The organism is Phaeovulum veldkampii DSM 11550 (genome assembly GCF_003034995.1).
Taxonomy (GTDB): Bacteria; Pseudomonadota; Alphaproteobacteria; order Rhodobacterales; family Rhodobacteraceae; genus Phaeovulum; species Phaeovulum veldkampii.
The window spans coordinates 24,616-42,365 of sequence record NZ_PZKF01000025.1 but is presented as its reverse complement, the minus strand read 5'-3'; the positions used below and the strand labels follow the sequence as shown (position 1 = coordinate 42,365).

Below are 17,750 nucleotides of genomic sequence, written 5' to 3'. Positions count from 1 at the left end.
CAGTCTTTTTCGGTAAACGAGGACGTACTCTTTGAGTTTTGGCAATTTTTTGTCCACATGAGACATCTTAACGCCTGAAGCCTCACTCATCTTTACTGCGATTACGTTTATCCTATTTTCTCGGCCGAAAACCTCATCAAGCATGACGGCAAAATAAGGAAATTCGTTGTCGTCTATTTGAGCAAAGAAAAGTCCATCGTCTGCAAGTAAGTCTCGAAGAATGAATGCACGCTCCCTCATAAGAGAGAGCCAAATCGAATGCTCCAAGCCATCGTCATAGTGCTCGAATGCTGATCCCGTATTGTAGGGCGGATCTATATAAATACACTTTACGTTGCCCGCGACTCGCGGGTCAGCCTCCAGTGCCTTGAGTGCGAGAAGATTATCTGCTTGAATTAGCAGATTGTCGAAGATGTCGCCGTCGCGCCGCGCCTTGGCGTGATAGGACAGCTCTGGCTCTTCGATCAGAATACGCGGTTCCAGCCGGGGGCGGATGTCCTTGCCAATCCATGTGAGTTCGAGCTTGGACTTAGTGGCCATCAGGCAAGGCTCCATCTTATTGAAAACAGTGTGGTCAATGTGGGCGTCAGGTTCAACTGATCGGCGATCTCGTCCAGCATCCGCTCGCGCTCGTCGTCGATCTCGCGCAGGCGGGTGTAAAGCTGGTGCTGCAGGTCGTCGACCTGCCGCTGGATCTGCTTGGCTTCGCGCTGCAGCTCCAGCTTGGCCTCAAGGCCTGACGTCGCCCGCGCCAGCTTTTTCTTCTCGTTGGCTTCCTTGCTCAGCGCCTTGATCTGCTGATCGAAGGACACCTTGGCATCATCGCGCCAAGCGTCGAGGCGTTCTTCCTCTTCGTTCAGGAACTCGCCCAGCCGCTCCTGCGCGCGGGCGACCACGTGGGTCTGCCGCTCCGCCATGACGCCGGAGAGGCGCGCGTCGGGCATGTCCCCGACCGCAGCCCCCGCAACCTCGGCCGGAACCTGCAACAGACGCTCGACCGTTTCGGAATGAACCTCATGGCCCTGGTCGGTGAAGGCGGCGCAGATGATCTCGTCATAGGTCTTGGCCGGGGTGTGCAGGGTCAGCCGCGCGACCCGCATCCAACCCGACTGCCCCCGCAGTTCGGCCACATCCGCCAGATTGCCGGGATAGGCCGCATAGTCGAACCGCAAGGACGCGGGTTCCAGCGGCCGTTCCTTGGCCTGCGCGATCAGCCGGTCGGCAAGGCCGCCATCGGCCAGCCGGAAGAACCGCCAGCCGCGCTCGTCCGCCTCAGGCCATTCGGTCGACCACGTCTCGCCCGCGTAGTCGAAGCGTTGGGCGTGGTCGTCGTGGAAACGGGCGTCGGGCAGTTCCGCCCGCGCAAGGCCAAGGAGCGCGCGCTTGAAGTCGCCGATGGCCGACACGACCGCCTCGCGCCGCCCCAGGAGGCGTTCGATCACCCGGTCGTCCATCTCGGCCAGAAGCTTGTTTCGGGCGTCCTTCTTGGCCTCGTCGATCTCGACGCTGAACTCGGCCTGAAGGCGGTCGAAGGCGGCATTGATCTCGTCATTGGTCCGGCATGACTGGACGATGTTGAGGATGCGTCGCTCGATGTCCACGCCGGACTCGATGGCACCGAGCACCTCGTCGGAAGATCCGAAAACCCCCTCGAACAGTTTGAACTTCTGTTCCAGCAGCTGGTGGATGCGCGCCTCGGCGTGGTTCTTGCGGTTCAGGAAGTTGATGACGGTGACGTCGATCTTCTGGCCGTAGCGGTGGCAGCGCCCAATCCGCTGCTCGACCCGCTGGGGGTTCCAAGGCAGGTCGTAGTTGATCAGCAGGGAACAGAACTGAAGGTTGATGCCTTCGGCGCCGGATTCCGTGGCGATCAGGATGGTGCGGTCATTACGGAAGGCATCGACGATGGCAGCCTTCATGTCGGCGGTCTTTGAGCCTGAAACGGCTTCGGTTCCGCGATGCCTGTCGAGCCAACCCTTGTAGATCGCGTTGCTGTCCTTGTCGGAGTTGGAGCCGTTCAGGATGACCGTCTGGCCCCGAAAGCCGTTCGCCTCGAGCAGGTCGCGCAGGTAGGATTGGGTGCGCACGGACTCGGTGAAGATCACAGCCTTGCGCTGCCCCCCCTTGCCGACGATCTCGGTCAGGACGTGCGGCAAGCACTCAAGCAACGCTCGGCCCTTGGCATTGTCCGCGATGGAAATGGCCAGATCGCGATAGCGGGTCAGTTCGTCGATCTCGGCCTGCAGCTTTTTGGGATCGATACGCTCGATGGCGTCATCCTCGTGATCCTCGACAGCATCGGCTTCGGCGCCGCCTCCGGCATCGCGCCAGTCTTCTGCCTCTTCGGCGAAACCGTCGATGTCGGCGAGCGTCTCGTCATCGACGATGAGCTTGCCCTGGAGCCGCCTGACCATCTTGTCGAGGGTCTGCGCCACGGCGAAGGACGACGATCCGAGGATCTTCCGCAGCATCAGCGTCACGAGGTGCCGCCCGTTTTGCCCCAGTGCGATCGTGTCGGTCCTCTGGAGATAGGCCGACATCAGGTCGTAGAGATCTGTTTCCAGCCGGGCCGGCGTGAAGTCGAAGGTCTTGGCCAGACGGTTCGTGTAGTTGATCAGGCCCGCCTTCTGCACCTGCCGGCGAAGGGTGCGCTTGCAGATCGGCTCAAGGCGGCGCGCCAGCAGCGCCTGCGATGCAACCTCCTCCCGGCCGCCGAACTCAGCGCGGAACGCCTGTTCTGACCCGAAGTAGGTATCGTCGATGATGCTGATCAGCCCGAAAAGCTCCATCAGGTTATTCTGCAGCGGTGTGGCGGTAAGAAGGAGCTTCTGGCGACCGGCCAGCGCGTGACGCAGGACGGCAGCCCGAGAGGTTTCCGCGGCCCGGTAGACGTTTCGGAGTTTGTGGGCTTCGTCGAACACGACTAGGTGCCATGGGACCATCCGGATTGCGTCAGCCATTCGGGCGGCGAACTCGTAAGAAAGGATGATGATGCCTTCCGCTCGACCGATAGGGCTTGAACGCCCCGCGGCCTTGATCTCCTTGAGCCTTTTGGCATCGAGGATTTCCGAAGGGAGTGAGAACTTCTCCATGAGTTCCGCGGCCCACTGCTTGCGCAGCGAAGCCGGAACGACAAGAAGCAGGTTCCGTTGCCGACTCCACCAATATTGGCTCAAGACCAAAGCCGCCTCGATCGTCTTGCCGAGACCGACTTCGTCAGCAAGGAGCACCCCTTTTGACAAGGGAGATCTGAGCGCGAACATAGCCGCATCGACCTGGTGAGGGTTGAGATCCACACGTGCCGAAGAAAGGGACTGGGTGAGCGCGTCACCGTCCTCGAAGCCTTCCCGGGTCAGGAAGTGGGCGAAATACTTCGCCTGATACTGACTAAAGCTTCGCTGCACCGTGCTTAGCCCTCCTGCTCTTCTTGCGTGGGCTTTTGATTGCTCTTGCCCGACCGCAGCGCTTGTTCGGCAAGCCGCTCATATTCTTCAACCGCCACGACCACGACTACCCCCCTGCCGTGCTTCTCGATCATCACCGGCTCAGCACGTGCAGTGTCGATCAGTAACCCGAATGCATTCTTGGCCTCTCTAGCGGACATAGTTCGCATGACAGCGTCCTTTCGGGGCAGTTTGGCTACCCTTTGCATCGCTCACGAAAGCCATACCGGCATACAACAGCACGATCACGTTAGTGCTATTTTGTCTATTATGGCCACATATGGCAAGCTTGGAACAGCGGCTGATCGGGGGGCGACGCTCCTTTAGCACTTGTTCTACTGCGTCCGGGCTAGCAAAGAAGAAACCCTTAGTGAGCACTCAAACTTGAGGCGGCGCGCTTTGCCATTGAACGCGCCATGCTCAGCAGCCGACGGCTCGCCGGGTTGTCGTTGCGCGCTGACCAGACCACGCTGAACGGCAGGACCTCTCCAGTCAGTTGCCGATACGCAATGCCCGGGAATCGCGCACCGATGGTGGCCTCGCTCGTCAGGGTCAAGCCCCGCCCCAGGGCAACAAGCGACAAGAGGTTGTCACGGCCGACCTTCTGGAACTGGACGTCAGGGTGACGCCCGAGATCGGAAAGATGCGCGACTAGGTAGTCGTGAATCTCCGGGCCCGGTGGGGCGTCGCTGACGATAAAGCGTTCTCTGGCGATGTCCGACCATGCCAGGGCGGCCTTGGCTGCGAGGGGGTGACCTTCGGGAAGTACGATAAAGACATGTTCGAACCAAAGCTGTTCTGTTTCACAGCCGTCCCGGTGACCTGCCCCGGTGACGAAGGCGGCGTCCAGTTCGAGGTTGCGCACGGCCGCGACATGTTCGGCCGGGTCGCCGTCGACCAGATGGACCCGGACCTTGGGGTGCTGTTTTCCAAAGGCACCCAGCAGGTCGAACAGGAAACCGGAGGCAAGCGAGGAGAAAATGCCGAGCTTGAGGACCCCTTCCTCCGCCCGACCGACCGCAGCAACGCGCGTCACACCGATGTCGATCTGACGCAAGGCATGACGGGCGCTCGGCATGAACTCCTGCCCTGCAACAGTCAGGCGGACGCCGCCGTGCGATCGTTGGAACAGAGAGGCACCAAGGTCATCCTCGAGATCCCGGATGCGCCGGCTGATCGAGGACTCCTGGATGGACAGGGCTGCGGCCGCCTTGCGGAAGCTGCCGTAATCGGCGGCGGCAAGGAAGTATCTGAGTTGCCGGAGCCTGACGGGTGCCCTTCCCCCGGTCATTGAAGCAAGCCGCGCCGGGGCGGTGTCACCAGAACGGCCTTGACTGTCCCGGTCCCCAGCCATGTCGGTTCATCCAGAGCCGCGGCCGGCGACCAGACGAAGCGCCATGAGTGTGATCCCATTATCCTGCGGGTCCAGCAGGGAACCGTCTACCATTTGGCACAGCTCGACCCGGTCTGTCCCCATCACCCGCCGCAGCCCTTAAAAGTTAACGTCGTTCATTTATGGATGCTGCCGCTTGACATCCGGAGCGTCAACGAAAAAAATAAACGTCATTCAGTAATCACGCAAAGTTGCGGGGACTTCGATGGCCCGCCCCCGGAAGGCGCAGGAACTCGACATCGGCCGTCGCGCGGTCGAGGAGACGATCAGACTGGTCGCGCAAAGAGGCGATTTCGATGTGCCGCTAACAGAAGTCGCCCAAGCCATCGGCTGCACGGCGCCTGCGCTCTACGGTCATTTCCGCAACAAGTGCGCGCTGCTCATCGCCATGCGGGATGAAGGCTTCAACCGGCTCTACGAAGTGAAGGCTGCGGTTTCCGAGCGCATGCGGTCAGACCCTTTCGGCTATCTGCGCGAGGGCAGCTACGCCTATGCGCGCTTCGCCCTCGACAATCCGACCCTTTACCGGCTGATGTTCTCCCCGCCCCCGAAGCTCGGCGTGGGTGACGATCCCTGGTCAAGCGAGAACGGACGCCGGGTTCTCGCGCTGCTGCTGAACGGTCTGAGGGAGTCGCAGGACCACGGCTATCTGCCGGGCGCGGATCTTCGGCGCCAGGGATTGATGTTCTGGTCGACGGTGCACGGCGCCGTCAGCCTCAACCTCGAAAACCAGGCGATGGACCCGGCCGCCAAATGGGACGCGACGCGGGACGTCATCGACACGCTGATGGAGATGATCGCGGCGACCGGGCGGCGCAATCCACCTTCTGGATCATGATCGGGGTTTGCGGGACCGGACGAAGCCCCGGTCCGTGGCCATGAAGCGCTTGAGCATCGGCACGATCAGTTTGACCGGATCCGCGACTGGCTGGCCGGTTTCCCGGGCCAGAACCTCGGCATACAAGAGAAGATCGCGATGCAGCGGTCCGGGCAGTTCAACGCTCACCTTCACGGGCCTGTCGTCGACGAGGGGGCCGAGTTTCAGCTTGGTCATGTTCAGTTCCCGTAAGGTTCGAGGACGAGGTCGCGGGTGACAATCACCCGGACCGGGAAGCCCGGCCGGATGGTCAGCGTCGGCGCGACCTGCAACTGGCGCTGGACGATCGCCTGCCCGGCCTGATTGATCGTGTCCTGCGCCCCGTCGCGCAGGGCGCGGATCAAGCGATCCTCTTCATCGGTGGCAAGCTCCGCCCCGACGGCGAGCAGCGTGGAAAGGCCGGCCGCCTGCAAGAGTTCCGCCCAGTGATAATCAACGCCGTCCTCAAGACCCGCGAAGCCTGAAGCATCCGCACCGGGCTGCCGTTCCAGCACGATGGAGCGGCCGTTGGGCAGGATGAGGCGGTTCCATACAAGGAGGACCCGGCGCTGGCCGAAGGTCACGCCCGCATCATATGCGCCGATCAGCCGTGTGCCCTGCGGGATCAGAAGCAGGCTTCCGGTCGGGCTGTCGTAGACGTTTTCCGTGACCTGGGCGGTGATCTGTCCCGGAAGATCGGACCGGATGCCCGTGATCAGCGCCGCCGGGATCACCGCCCCTGCCTGCAGGATGTAAGGCGAAGCCGGTGCCATGACGCGGTCCAACGCGACAACCTGTCGGTCGGCCGGGCCGGTCAAGAACGCGGTCTGGCGGTCCTGCGCGGGCGCCTGAGCCGGAAGCCCGGCAAGACCGAAGTCGGCAAGACCGGGAGCGGTCCCCGGACCTGCACCTGGCCTCGGCCCCGACTGGAAGAAGACCGTGCTCAGTCGCGCAGCCTCTTCCTCGGCGCGGCGGCGCTCTTCGTCGGGATCGACGGCAGGCATCGCCATCGCAGGAGGGGCAATGGGCTGACCTCGGTTCTGGGCATCGAGGATCGGACCCCCGAGATCGCCGGGAAGCGGCGGTCCGAGCACAGGGCCGGTATAGTCCCGCGGCAGGCCGGTCAGCCCGTCGGCGGTGGGGCGGTTGTCGATGGAATAGAGCTCCTCGCCGCCCGGCCCCGGATCGCGGGTCTGCAGCGCATAGATCAGCGCCCCGCCGATGCCGAGAAGTGCAGCGGCGCCGACACCCGCCAGAACCTTTCGTGACAGGCGCGTCACCCGCGGCGGTTCCGCGCGCAGGCGCATGGGCTCGGCAGTTGCGTTCATGTTGTCGGTCATGTCGGGGCCTCCCCGGTCGCAGCTGGGCGCACCTCAGCCTGCTGCGGCTCGATCCGCAGGATGCGGACGACCTGCTGGCGCTCACCACTGCCGAGGCGCAGTTCCGCGACCCCGAAGAGTCGATCCACGATCAGGACATTCTGGTGGATGCGGCTGTTGACGATTTGCGTCTCGCCATCCGACCCGATGACGAAGAGCGGCGGCATTTCGCCCTGCACGATGCCCCGCGGGAAGACGACATAGACCCGCCTGCCGTCATCGAAGACCGAGATCGGCCGCCAGGGCGGGCTGTCCCCGGTCAACCCGTAGCGGTAGTTGCGCGCCGCCTCGGCCGGAATCTGGGGCGCGGCCGGCACGGTGTTGCGCTGCCCCGGTGGAGGTGCCGGATAGGCCCAGGCCACGGCAGGCATGTAGAGTGCCTCCTGAGCCCGAAGCTCGATCATGTAGATCCGCCGGTCGGTGGTGATGACGAGGTTCGTCGAGATGTCCGGGCGGGTCGGCTTGACGAGGATATGCACCCGGCGGTTCGCGCCGCTGCCGCTTTCGGTGTCGCCGATGATCCAGCGTGCGGTATCGCCCGCAGCGATCGGCCCGGCGCCGGTCAGGCTCTCTCCCGGCTCGAGCGCGATGTTCGTGATCTGACCGGGCGCGGCATAGACCTGATAGAGTGCACCGTCGGACCAGGGGTAGATCTGGATGGCGTTGTAGTAGCCCTCGCGGCGCGGTTCGACCCGGGCGGCGGCGTTGGCGTTCTCGACGCGTCCGGCGGGCGTTCCGGCCTCCGGTCCGCCCCGCGCGACCGTCCAGGCCGGGGGCACATGCAAGGGGCGCGGGCGATCATCCGTGACCGCCGCAGGAACCGTCGGCAAGGGCGGTACATCGACATCGTAGCTGAACTGAGGGTTTGGCTGCGATGCGCAGCCTGCAAGGGCGGTCGCGGCCAGCAAAGCCGCAATCGCGGGTGTGCGGAAAGCCAAAGGCCGGGACATGCGGATCGTCGGGACGGTCATTGGCTCATCTCCCGTGACCAGTTGATGGCGTTGACATAGATACCCAGCGGATTGACCCGCAGCCGCTCGGCCGTGCGCGGGGTCTGGACCACGATGGTCAAGATCGCCGTCCAGCGCTCGGTCGTGGCCAGTTGGCCGTTCTCGAAATGCCGCTCGATCCAGGCAACGCGGAAGCTGTCCGGTGAGGCGCGGATGACGCTGGAAACCTCGACGGAGACCTGCTGCCGGCCGACGCGGCTGAAGGGGTCATTGGCGCGGGCATAGTCGTTGAGGGCCGCAGCCCCGCGGTCCGTCGTCCAGTCATAGGCCCGCAGCCAGTTCTGCCGCACGATGATCGGATCGGCGGGAATGGCACGGACCTGTTCGATGAACCGGCCAAGATGCCAGGCGATCTGGGGATCGGTGGGCATGTAGTCTGCGGCCGCCGGGGCCACGGTCTGCGCCTGCCCCAGATTGTCGACCTGCACGACCCAAGGCACGACGGTGCCGCGCGCGGATTGCCAGACGAGCGCCGAGGCGAAGCCGCCTGCGAGAATCAGGCAGCCGAAGGCCATGTATCGCCAGTTCCGGGCCTGAACGCGGGCGGAACCGATCCGCTCATCCCAGACCTGGGCGGCCTTCTGATAGGGCGTCTCGGGCTCCGGGGATTTCCCGTAATGGGGGCTGGGTCTCTTGAAGATGTTCATCAGCGATTGCTCTCGGAAAGATTGATGGAAGATCCGGCACCCTGACCGTCGCCGGACCGGATGGCATGGGCCGCCATCGTGGTGCCTTGGCTGAGGGCCTGCTTGCGCTGCATCCGCTGCGCCCAAGCGGGGACAGCACCGGCTGCGGTAGCCGGAGGCGCGGTTGCCTCCGGCGTTCCGGCAACGGTCCCCATTGAGGATGAGCCCCCGGTGGCGCCAAACCCGCCCCGCGCGCCAGCGGCGAAGCTGGAGCCGATACCGTCGGCGGCCCGGGCGGTCGCGCGTTTCAGCGGAGAGGCGGCGGCCGCACCCGCCGCGCGGGCCACGCCGCCCAGCCCCGCGGCGACACCGCCCGCTCCGGATTGTCCCATGGAGGCAAGGCTATAGGCCGTCGATGCTCCGCCTGCGGCGGCCGCGCCGCCACGGACGGTTGCGGCACCGCCGGCAAGCGCCGCGCCGCCGCCCCGTGCGGCAAGACCGGCTGCGGCCCCGCCCGCGATCATCGCGCCGCCTGCGGCAAGGCCGGTTCCGACGGCCGCACCCGCCCCGAGTTGCGGCCCACCCGAGACGAGGCCGGAGGCGATGCCGGGGCCAAAGATGCCGAGCCCCAGAAGCGAGAGCGCCGCCAGCACGATCGCCATGGCATCATCGATCGTGGGCGTGGCCCCGCCAAACCCCGAGGTGAACTGGGAGAAGAGCGTCGAGCCGATGCCGATGATGACGGCCAGCACCAGCACCTTGATGCCCGACGAGACGACATTGCCCAGCACCCGTTCGGCCATGAAGGCGGTCTTGCCGAAGAGGCCGAAGGGGATCAGCACGAAACCCGCAAGGGTCGTCAGCTTGAACTCGATCAGCGTCACGAAGAGCTGCACGGCCAGGATGAAGAAGGCCAGGAGCACCAGGACCCAGGCGAACATCAGGCAGGCGATCTGGATGAAGTTCTCGAAGAAGGCGACAAAGCCCATGAGGTCCGAGATGGCCTCGAGGAGCGGACGCCCGGCATCGAGACCGGTCTGAGCGACGCGGCCCGGGCGCAAGAGATCGGCGGCAGAGAACCCGGTGCCGGATGCGAGAAGCCCAAGCCCCGAAAAACTTTCGAAGACGATCCGCGCGAGCATGTTCCAGTTGGAGATCAGGTAGGCGAAGATGCCGACGAAGATCGTCTTCTTGACGAGGCGGGCGATGATGTCGTCGTCCGCGCCCCAGGTCCAGAACAGGGCGGCCAGCGTCACATCGATCACGATGAGCGTGGTGGCGATAAAGGCGACCTCGCCCCCCAGGAGTCCGAAGCCGCTGTCGATATAGCTGGTGAAGATGCCGAGGAAGTTGTCGATGACGCCGGTGCCGTCCATGGTTCACTGTCCCTCATTCCCTTGGGGTGCGGCGTGCGTCGTCGGGCGGCCCAGGAACCGGTCCCGCGACTGCGCCCAGGCCGACAGACATTCCACCTCGTTGCTGGCCGCCTCGCCGAGTTGCTGGCACCGGCGCAGCGTGGCGCGCAGAGGATCGGTTGGGGGCTGAAGGGCAGGAAGTGAGGACACGGGTGGCGGTTCTTCCTGCCGCGTCATGTCGATCACCGTTGCGGTGATGGCGATGGCCACAAAGACCACCGCACCGATCCGGGCCAGCACCTTGCCTTCCATAAAGGCCCCCTTCCCCGCGTTTCAGTTGGTGCTGAACATCCGGGCATTGCCGGGCTGATAGCCCGCGCCCGGCGTGAGGAAGCGCTCGCGCTGGACCCGCCCCTGCTCGGCGGCGGTGGCGCGCTCGGCCTCGATCAGCGCCTCGGCCCGGCCATTGGCCGACAGAAGCGCGATCATGTCCGACAGCTGTTGCGATTGCAGGGCCAGAAGCTGGTTGCCCGCCTGCGTCGCCTGCAGGGCACCGGTGGCGTTCTGGCTCTGGCCGACCAGCGCGGACATTTCGGCGCGGTTGGTGTCGATGTTGCCGACGACGCCCGCCTGCACGCGCAGGGCGTCCTGCAAACTGCCGACGGTGGTTTCCCAGCGCGCCCGGGCATCCGCGACGAGCTGCGCGTCGGTCGCGGATAGCGCGACATTGCCGTAGCGGTCCTGAAACGCCTGGTCGATCTGACCCACGTCGAAGGCGATGCTCTGGGCCTGTTGCAGCAACTGCTGCGTCCGGCCGACATTCTGCTGCAGTTGCTGCAGAGACGAATAGGGCAGGCTCGCGAGGTTGCGGGCCTGGTTGATCAGCATCTGCGCCTCGTTCTGCAGCTGCTGGATCTGGTTGTTGATCTGCTCGAGCGTGCGAGCGGCGGTCAGCACGTTCTGGGCATAGTTGCTCGGATCATAGACGATGCGACCGAAGCCGAAGAAGGCATGGGCCGGGCTGGCAAGGATCGGCGACAGGGCCACGGGCGCGGCAAGCGCGAGGGCGAGCATCGAGGCGCCGGCGAAACGGCCGATGGGGGTGCGGGTCATGGTCAGGTCTCCTCTGCTGGGGGGTGGTCCGGGTCCTGTGGCGACTTGGCCTCGGGTCCGGGAGTGAGGTTGGGAAGATCGGGGATCAGGTCAGCTGCCCAGTCCACGCCGCGGTGGCGCAGCCAGGCGGCGAGAAAGCCTGCGCGTCCATGTTCGGCCAGAAGCCGGTCGACGGCAGCCTGATCGGACTTCGAGGAGGCCGCGCAGAGCGCGAGGCCGACCTCGGAAAGCCCAAGTTCGAACAGGCGGTTGCCGCGGCGGGATTGGCAGTAGTAGTCACGCTTGGGCGTGGCCCGCGCGAGGAGCTCGATCTGGCGGTCATTCAGGCCGAAGCGGCGATAGATGGCCGTGATCTGCGGCTCGATCGCCCGCTCGTTCGGCAGAAGAAGCCGGGTCGGACAGCTCTCGATGATCGCGGGCGCGATGGCGCTGCCGTCGATGTCGCTCAGGGACTGGGTGGCGAAGATGACCGAGGCATTCTTCTTGCGCAGCGTCTTTAGCCATTCACGGAGCTGGCCGGCAAAGCCCTCATCATCAAGCGCCAGCCATCCTTCATCGATGATCAGCAGTGTCGGCCGACCATCGAGGCGATCCCCGATCCGGTGGAAAAGATAGGACAGCACCGCCGGTGCCGCGCCGGTCCCGACCAGCCCTTCGATCTCGAAGGCCTGAACGGAGGCTTCGCCCAGTTCCTCGATCTCGGCGTCAAGGAGCCGTCCATAGGGGCCACCGAGGCAATAGGGCCGCAGCGCCTGCTTCAGGTCGGTCGATTGCAGAAGAACGGCAAGGCCCGTGATCGTGCGCTCGCCGATCGGTGCCGAGGCGAGCGAGCACAGCGCGGTCCAGAGATGCTCCTTCACCTCGGGGGTGATGGTCACGCCTTCGCGGGCGAGGATCGCCGCGATCCAGCCCGAAGCCCAGGCGCGTTCTCCGGGATCGTCGATCCGGGCGAGCGGCTGGAGATAAACCGCCCCTTCCCCACTATCGGTAAGCGAACCACCTAGATCATGCCAGTCGCCGCCCATGGCGAGCGCCGCAACCCGGATCGACCCGCCGAAATCGAAAGCGAAGATCTGGCTCTGCGCATAACGCCGGAACTGCAGCGCGATCAGCGCCAGAAGCACGGATTTCCCGGCACCCGTCGGCCCGATCACCAAGGTATGGCCGACGTCGCCGATATGCAGCGACAGGCGGAACGGCGTCGACCCTTCGGTCTTGCCGAAGAGCAAGGGCGGCGCGTCCAGATGATCATTCCGATCCGGCCCCGCCCAGACTGCCGAGAGCGGGATCATGTGGGCGAGGTTCAGGGTCGAGATCGGGGGCTGGCGGACATTCGCGTAAGCATGCCCCGGCAGGGAGCCGAGCCAGGCATCGACCGCATTGACGGTCTCGGGCATGGCCGTGAAATCCCGCCCCTGCACGATCTTCTCCACCAGCCGGAGCTTTTCGTCGGCGGCGTGCGGATCGCGGTCCCAGACCGTGATCGTGGCCGTGACATAGGCCATGCCCGCGACATCGGCGCCGAGCTCCTGCAGCGCCATGTCGGCATCGAGCGCCTTGTTCGCCGCGTCGGTGTCGACCAGCGCGGACTGCTCGTTGGTCATCACCTCCTTCAGGATCGCGGCGACCGACTTGCGCTTGGCAAACCACTGGCGGCGGATCCGGGTCAGCAGGCGCACCGCATCCGTCTTGTCCAGAAGGATCGCGCGGGTGGACCAGCGATAGGGAAAGGCCAGCCGGTTCATCTCATCGAGGAGCCCGGGCGTGGTCGCACTGGGAAAACCGGTGAGCGTCAGGACGCGGAGATGCTGATCGCCGAGGCAGGGCTCGAGGCCCGCAGTCAGCGGCTGATCGGCCAAGAGCGCATCGAGATGCATCGGCACCTCGGGCACACGCAGGCGCTGGCGGTTGGTCGAGACGGTCGAATGCAGATAGGTCAGCGTCTCGGCATCATCGAGCCAGCGGCATTCGGGCATAAAGCCGTCCAGCAGGGACAGCACGCGATCGGTCCGGTCGATGAAACCCCGCAGCAGTTCCCACGGATTGACCCCGGATTGCTCGCGACCCTCGTACAGCCAGGTCTCGGCACGGGCGGCATCCTCCGCCGGCGGCAGCCAGAGGAAGGTCAGGAAATAGCCTGACACGAAATGCGTGCCCGCCTCCTCGAAGGCCGCCTTGCGTTCGGCATCGAGAAGCGCCGAGGCCGGATCGGGAAACCGGCTGTCGGGATAGGTCGCGGCCTCGGACCGCTGCGCCTCGACGAAGATCGCCCAGCCGGAGCCCAGACGCCGAAAGGCGTTGTTGATGCGCCCTGCCACCGCGACCAGCTCGGCCGCGACCGCGGAGTCGAGGTCCGGCCCGCGGAACCTGGCCGTCCGCTGAAAGCTGCCGTCCTTGTTCAGAACGATCCCGGGCGCGACCAGCGCCGCCCAGGGCAGGTAATCCGCGAGACGAGCGTTGCGGTTGCGATATTCGGCGAGGTTCATCATGGGCGCGCCCTCACACCGCGAGGAAGGCAGGAAGACGCAGATGCCTGCGACCGACTTCGACGAAGAGCGGGTCGCGCTTCGCGGCCCAGACCGCCAGAAGATGCACCACGGCCCAGATGAGGATGCCGACCAGCCAGAGGCGCAGGCCGAGGCCAATGGCCGCGGCCAACGTGCCGTTCAGGATCGCAATGGACCGCGGCGCGCCGCCCAGCAGGATCTGCTCGGTCAGCGCCCTATGCACCGGTACGGAAAAGCCGGGAACGGCATCGAGGCTCTCGAAACTTCCCGCCATCAGAGCAGCGCCCCACCGCCGAAGGAGAAGAAAGAGAGGAAGAAGCTCGACGCTGCAAAGGCGATCGACAGGCCGAAGACGATCTGGATCAGGCGCCGGAACCCGCCCGAGGTGTCGCCGAAGGCCAGCGTGAGGCCGGTGGCGATGATGATGATGACGGCAACGATCTTGGCGACGGGACCCTCGATCGACTGGAGGATGGCCTGAAGCGGCGCCTCCCAGGGCATGGAGGAGCCGGACGCATGGGCCGCAGGGGCCAGCAGCAGGCTGACATAGGCAGCAGTCGCGAGGGTCGTGGCACGACGTTGCAGGGCACGGGCGTGGCGGATCATTCGGGGTGTCCTTTCGGGGTGGTTGCGGGGGTGATGCTGTAGTCGCCGTCAGCGCCGAGCCCGTCGACGCGGGCCAGTTCGACCAGCCGACGCGCAGAGCCGCGCCCTGCGAGAACGGCGACCAGATCGATCGTCTCGGCGATCAGCGCGCGGGGGACGGTGATGACAGCTTCCTGGATGAGTTGCTCAAGGCGGCGCAGCGCGCCGATGGCGCTCCCGGCGTGGATCGTCCCGACCCCCCCGGGATGGCCGGTGCCCCAGGCTTTCAGAAGATCAAGGGCCTCCGCCCCGCGCACTTCGCCCACGGGTATGCGGTCCGGGCGCAGGCGCAGCGAGGACCGGACCAGATCAGAGAGGGTCGCAACACCATCCTTGGTACGCAGCGCGACCAGGTTGGGCGCGGCGCATTGCAGCTCGCGGGTATCCTCGATGATGACTACGCGATCCGAGGTCTTCGCAACCTCGGCCAGGAGAGCGTTGGTCAGCGTGGTCTTGCCCGTCGAGGTGCCGCCCGCCACGAGAATGTTGGCACGTGCTGCGACCGAGGCTCGGAGAGCATCGGCCTGATGTTCAGTCATGATCCTCGCCGCTACGTAATCGTCCAGCGTGAAGACTGCGACCGCGGGTTTGCGGATGGCAAAGGCCGGGGCGGCGACGACGGGCGGTAGAAGACCTTCGAACCGCTCCCCGGTTTCGGGCAGCTCCGCCGACACCCTGGGGCTCCGCGCATGAACCTCTGCACCGACATGATGGGCCACTAGCCGAACGATGCGCTCACCATCGGCGGCAGAGAGCCGCTCCCCCGTATCGGCTAGCCCTTGAGACAGACGGTCGACCCAGATGCGACCATCAGGGTTCAGCATGACCTCGACGACACTCGGGTCCTCGAGAAGCCGCGCGATCGACGCGCCGAGCGCAGTGCGCAGCATGCGCGCACCGCGGGACCTAGCCTCGGAATTCCGGTGATCTGCCGTCATGTCGTCCCCATTGCGCGGGGACGCCTCAGCTCAACCCCGGTTCGGGATCGATTAAGGGAACCGGATTTTTGCTCGACTCAACAGGTATTTGGCAGTGTGCGGTTCACGGCGGCGCACGGCGGAAAATCGGAGGGTTTGCAGATCCCCTTCAACAGGAACGGCACAAGGCATGACGGAACACATCACCGCGCCGAATTGACCGACACGGTCGACGATGTGGGCGGAAGGACTAAGCCGCTCCGCGGCATTGGCGCCTGTGGCTGGCGTTCGGTTCCCAATTCAGCGTTGCTCTTTGTGTGAGGCCTTTCTGGGCTGACGATGTGGGTCCTTCCACCCGTCAGACAGGAGGTTTCGATGAAGGAGGAGAAGACCACCCCGCTGCGCCAGCGGATGATTGAGGACATGCATATCCGCGGGTTGTGCGAGAAGACCCAGCAGGGGCACATTCGCTGCGTGAAGCATTTCGCGTCTTTCCTGGGGCGATCTCCGGATACAGCCACGCCAGAGGATCTGCGGGCCTATCAGTTGCAGATGACGAAGGACCTGGTGTCAGCCACCACGTTCAATGTGCGCATCATTTCGCTGCGGTTCTTTTTCGGCGTCACCTGCGGGCGCGAGGAGATGAAGCGATACATGCAGTTCCATCGCCAGCCGCGGAAGTTGCCGGTGGTGCTGAGCGTGGAAGAGGTCGCAAAGCTTCTGGCCTCGGTGCCGGGGCCCGGATTGAAGTATCGGGCAGCCCTTGGCATCAGCTACGGGGCGGGGCTGCGGGCCTCGGAGGTCTGCAACCTCAGGGTCCGCGACATCGACAGCCAGCGCATGCTGATCCATGTCGATCAGGGCAAGGGCAGCAAGGACCGGCAGGCCATGTTGTCGCCCAGCCTGCTTGAGGTGCTGCGGCAATATTGGCGCGAGTCCCGTCCCGAAGGCTGGCTGTTTCCGGGCAAGCCAAAGATCTCGCCATTGTCACCCCGACAACTGAACCGAGCCTTCATGGCGGCCAAGGATATGGCAGGGATCACGAAGCCAGCGACCCTGCATACACTGCGCCACAGCTTCGCCACGCACCTGTTGGAGGCCAACACCGACGTGAGGGTGATCCAGGTGCTGCTGGGTCATGCCAAGCTCAGCACCACGGCGCGCTATGCCCATGTCGCCACCAAGACGATCCAGAGCACTGTCAGCCCCTTCGAGCAGATGAAGCTTGTCCAGGACCGGGTGCTCCGATCCGTTGGGCCGGACTGACGCCGGGGCTGCGTGCCCCGGCCATCGCTGGAACTGGCTGACATCTTCCGCACCCATGGCCCTGCGTGGCGGCAGGCCAATGCGGGGCATGTCAGCCTGACCCAGCTCAAGGTGATGTCGGCCATCGAAGCCTGCCGAACCGAGGCTCTCGGCGGGCATGTGGCCGGTTGCGCCAGCTGCGGCCATCAGCACATCGCCTATAATTCCTGCAAAAACCGGCATTGCCCCAAATGCCAGGGCCCGGCGGCGCGGGACTGGATGGCCGCGCGCGCCGCGGACCTGCTGCCCGTGGAGTATTTCCACGTCGTCTTCACCCTCCCGGCCGAGATCGCGCAGATCGCCTTCTGGAACAAGAAGGCGGTCTATGACCTGCTGTTCCGTGCCTCGGCCGAGACGGTTCTGACCCTTGCCGCTGATCCCAGACGCCTTGGCGCGCGGCTCGGCATGACGGCGGTGCTGCACACCTGGGGCTCGGCGCTCACCCACCATCCCCACATCCATATGATCGTCCCCGGCGGCGGCTTGTCGCCCGACGGCACCCGCTGGATTGCCTGCAAGCAGGGCTTTTTCTTTCATGTTCGGGTGCTGTCGCGGTTGTTCCGGCGCCTGTTTCTTGAGGGGCTTCTCGCCTTGCACCGCGCCGGGGAACTCGCCTTCTTCGGCGATCTGGTGAACCTTGCAGACCTCGCCAGCTTCACCACCTGGTTGGCCCCGTTCCGCAAATCCGAATGGGTGGTCTATGCCAAGCCCCCCTTCGGCGGCCCCGAGGCGGTTCTGGCCTATCTCAGCCGTTACACCCACCGCGTCGCCATATCGAACAACCGCCTTGTCAGCGCCGAAGCCGGGACCGTCACGTTTCGCTGGAAGGATTACCGCATCAAACAGGGCGACAGGCAAAAGGTGATGCGCCTCGCCACCGACGAGTTCATCCGCCGGTTCCTGATCCATGTCCTGCCCGACGGCTTCCACCGCATCCGGCATTACGGCCTGCTGGCAAGTGCCAGTCGCAGGGCCAACATCGCGAGGATCCGCACCCTGCTCGGAGCGGCTCAACCCGCCCCGGCACCCGAAACGGCAATCGAGAACGCCCCGCTCACCCTGCGCGAACCTTGCCCCTGCTGCGGTGCGCCGATGCGGATTATAGAAATATTCCGGCGCGGCCAGACGCCGCGATCACGGGCACCACCGCAGGAGCAGGCCGCATGATGAAACGCCCATCCCTTTGCCTGATCCGCCGCCG

At 64.9% G+C, this 17,750-nt stretch carries 18 protein-coding genes; 3 read left to right on the top strand and 15 right to left on the bottom strand.

Features of this window, described 5'->3' with window-relative positions:
* The 4 genes from C5F46_RS11270 to C5F46_RS11255 all read right to left on the bottom strand — a co-directional run.
* Window positions 1-540 (bottom strand): DNA methyltransferase (locus tag C5F46_RS11270; protein WP_146160224.1); only part of this gene is annotated, 540 nt, incomplete at its 3' end.
* Window positions 540-3,404 carry an SNF2-related protein gene (locus C5F46_RS11265; RefSeq protein ID WP_107325449.1) on the bottom strand — a complete coding sequence of 955 codons (2,865 nt, stop codon included), beginning with the start codon at window positions 3,402-3,404 and terminating at the stop codon, window positions 540-542. The genes C5F46_RS11265 and C5F46_RS11270, both read right to left, overlap by 1 nt.
* 5 nt (window positions 3,405-3,409) lie before the next feature.
* On the bottom strand, window positions 3,410-3,604 hold the full coding sequence (locus tag C5F46_RS11260) for a type II toxin-antitoxin system prevent-host-death family antitoxin (RefSeq protein ID WP_235820156.1): 195 nt from the start codon (window positions 3,602-3,604) through the stop codon (window positions 3,410-3,412).
* Between the two features lie 206 nt (window positions 3,605-3,810).
* A complete protein-coding gene (locus tag C5F46_RS11255; protein ID WP_235820154.1) occupies window positions 3,811-4,797 on the bottom strand; it encodes a LysR family transcriptional regulator in 987 nt (328 codons plus the stop codon).
* Between the two features lie 244 nt (window positions 4,798-5,041).
* Between C5F46_RS11255 and C5F46_RS11250 the strand changes: the two genes are divergently transcribed.
* A complete protein-coding gene (locus tag C5F46_RS11250) occupies window positions 5,042-5,674 on the top strand; it encodes a TetR/AcrR family transcriptional regulator (protein WP_107325447.1) in 633 nt (210 codons plus the stop codon).
* Here the strand turns inward: C5F46_RS11250 and C5F46_RS11245 are convergent.
* Genes C5F46_RS11245 through trbB form a run of 11 tightly spaced genes read right to left on the bottom strand, consistent with a single transcriptional unit; the run spans window position 5,669 to window position 15,217 of the window.
* Window positions 5,669-5,890 (bottom strand): DUF2274 domain-containing protein, encoded by a 222-nt coding sequence (locus tag C5F46_RS11245; protein WP_107325446.1) that lies wholly within the window; start codon window positions 5,888-5,890, stop codon window positions 5,669-5,671. The genes C5F46_RS11250 and C5F46_RS11245 overlap by 6 nt on opposite strands.
* A gap of 2 nt (window positions 5,891-5,892) precedes the next feature.
* The gene (locus C5F46_RS11240; RefSeq protein ID WP_201161480.1) at window positions 5,893-7,032 is read right to left on the bottom strand and encodes a TraB/TrbI/VirB10 family type IV secretion system protein; all 1,140 of its coding nucleotides are present in this window, start codon (window positions 7,030-7,032) and stop codon (window positions 5,893-5,895) included.
* The gene (gene trbG, locus C5F46_RS11235) at window positions 7,029-8,042 is read right to left on the bottom strand and encodes a P-type conjugative transfer protein TrbG (protein ID WP_107325445.1); all 1,014 of its coding nucleotides are present in this window, start codon (window positions 8,040-8,042) and stop codon (window positions 7,029-7,031) included. The genes C5F46_RS11240 and trbG overlap by 4 nt, the downstream gene beginning before the upstream one ends.
* Window positions 8,039-8,728, bottom strand: coding sequence for a conjugal transfer protein TrbF (gene trbF / locus C5F46_RS11230; protein ID WP_107325444.1), 690 nt, complete (start codon window positions 8,726-8,728; stop codon window positions 8,039-8,041). Before trbF ends, trbG begins: the two co-directional genes overlap by 4 nt.
* Window positions 8,728-10,083, bottom strand: coding sequence for a P-type conjugative transfer protein TrbL (trbL, locus tag C5F46_RS11225; protein ID WP_107325443.1), 1,356 nt, complete (start codon window positions 10,081-10,083; stop codon window positions 8,728-8,730). Before trbL ends, trbF begins: the two co-directional genes overlap by 1 nt.
* 3 nt (window positions 10,084-10,086) lie before the next feature.
* On the bottom strand, window positions 10,087-10,374 hold the full coding sequence (gene trbK-alt / locus C5F46_RS11220) for a putative entry exclusion protein TrbK-alt (protein WP_107325442.1): 288 nt from the start codon (window positions 10,372-10,374) through the stop codon (window positions 10,087-10,089).
* Window positions 10,375-10,395: 21 nt separating this feature from the next.
* Entirely contained in the window at window positions 10,396-11,175 is a 780-nt protein-coding gene (trbJ, locus tag C5F46_RS11215; RefSeq protein WP_107325441.1) for a P-type conjugative transfer protein TrbJ, read from the bottom strand.
* Window positions 11,176-11,177: 2 nt separating this feature from the next.
* A complete protein-coding gene (gene trbE / locus C5F46_RS11210; protein ID WP_107325440.1) occupies window positions 11,178-13,664 on the bottom strand; it encodes a conjugal transfer protein TrbE in 2,487 nt (828 codons plus the stop codon).
* A 10-nt stretch (window positions 13,665-13,674) separates the two neighbouring features.
* Window positions 13,675-13,956: a VirB3 family type IV secretion system protein gene (locus C5F46_RS11205; RefSeq protein WP_107325439.1), complete on the bottom strand. Its 282-nt coding sequence runs from the start codon at window positions 13,954-13,956 to the stop codon at window positions 13,675-13,677.
* Window positions 13,956-14,288 carry a TrbC/VirB2 family type IV secretion system protein gene (locus tag C5F46_RS11200; protein ID WP_107325438.1) on the bottom strand — a complete coding sequence of 111 codons (333 nt, stop codon included), beginning with the start codon at window positions 14,286-14,288 and terminating at the stop codon, window positions 13,956-13,958. Before C5F46_RS11200 ends, C5F46_RS11205 begins: the two co-directional genes overlap by 1 nt.
* Complete coding sequence (gene trbB, locus C5F46_RS11195) at window positions 14,285-15,217, bottom strand: P-type conjugative transfer ATPase TrbB (RefSeq protein ID WP_456238440.1); 933 nt, start codon at window positions 15,215-15,217, stop codon at window positions 14,285-14,287. The genes C5F46_RS11200 and trbB overlap by 4 nt, the downstream gene beginning before the upstream one ends.
* 402 nt (window positions 15,218-15,619) lie before the next feature.
* Here trbB and C5F46_RS11190 point away from each other — a divergent pair, with 402 nt between their 5' ends.
* Complete coding sequence (locus C5F46_RS11190) at window positions 15,620-16,510, top strand: tyrosine-type recombinase/integrase (RefSeq protein WP_107325436.1); 891 nt, start codon at window positions 15,620-15,622, stop codon at window positions 16,508-16,510.
* A 12-nt stretch (window positions 16,511-16,522) separates the two neighbouring features.
* Window positions 16,523-17,716, top strand: coding sequence for an IS91 family transposase (locus C5F46_RS11185; protein ID WP_107325435.1), 1,194 nt, complete (start codon window positions 16,523-16,525; stop codon window positions 17,714-17,716).
* The last annotated feature ends 34 nt before the right edge of the window (window positions 17,717-17,750 follow it).

Bases quoted from the DNA above. Each gene is read 5' to 3' on its own strand.
- C5F46_RS11260 (WP_235820156.1), bottom strand. From the start codon at position 3,604: ATGTCCGCTAGAGAGGCCAAGAATGCATTCGGGTTACTGATCGACACT.
- C5F46_RS11255 (WP_235820154.1), bottom strand. From the start codon at position 4,797: ATGGCTGGGGACCGGGACAGTCAAGGCCGTTCTGGTGACACCGCCCCG.
- C5F46_RS11250 (WP_107325447.1), top strand. From the start codon at position 5,042: ATGGCCCGCCCCCGGAAGGCGCAGGAACTCGACATCGGCCGTCGCGCG.
- C5F46_RS11245 (WP_107325446.1), bottom strand. From the start codon at position 5,890: ATGACCAAGCTGAAACTCGGCCCCCTCGTCGACGACAGGCCCGTGAAG.
- C5F46_RS11240 (WP_201161480.1), bottom strand. From the start codon at position 7,032: ATGACCGACAACATGAACGCAACTGCCGAGCCCATGCGCCTGCGCGCG.
- trbG (WP_107325445.1), bottom strand. From the start codon at position 8,042: ATGACCGTCCCGACGATCCGCATGTCCCGGCCTTTGGCTTTCCGCACA.
- trbF (WP_107325444.1), bottom strand. From the start codon at position 8,728: ATGAACATCTTCAAGAGACCCAGCCCCCATTACGGGAAATCCCCGGAG.
- trbL (WP_107325443.1), bottom strand. From the start codon at position 10,083: ATGGACGGCACCGGCGTCATCGACAACTTCCTCGGCATCTTCACCAGC.
- trbK-alt (WP_107325442.1), bottom strand. From the start codon at position 10,374: ATGGAAGGCAAGGTGCTGGCCCGGATCGGTGCGGTGGTCTTTGTGGCC.
- trbJ (WP_107325441.1), bottom strand. From the start codon at position 11,175: ATGACCCGCACCCCCATCGGCCGTTTCGCCGGCGCCTCGATGCTCGCC.
- trbE (WP_107325440.1), bottom strand. From the start codon at position 13,664: ATGATGAACCTCGCCGAATATCGCAACCGCAACGCTCGTCTCGCGGAT.
- C5F46_RS11205 (WP_107325439.1), bottom strand. From the start codon at position 13,956: ATGGCGGGAAGTTTCGAGAGCCTCGATGCCGTTCCCGGCTTTTCCGTA.
- C5F46_RS11200 (WP_107325438.1), bottom strand. From the start codon at position 14,288: ATGATCCGCCACGCCCGTGCCCTGCAACGTCGTGCCACGACCCTCGCG.
- trbB (WP_456238440.1), bottom strand. From the start codon at position 15,217: ATGCTGCGCACTGCGCTCGGCGCGTCGATCGCGCGGCTTCTCGAGGAC.
- C5F46_RS11190 (WP_107325436.1), top strand. From the start codon at position 15,620: ATGAAGGAGGAGAAGACCACCCCGCTGCGCCAGCGGATGATTGAGGAC.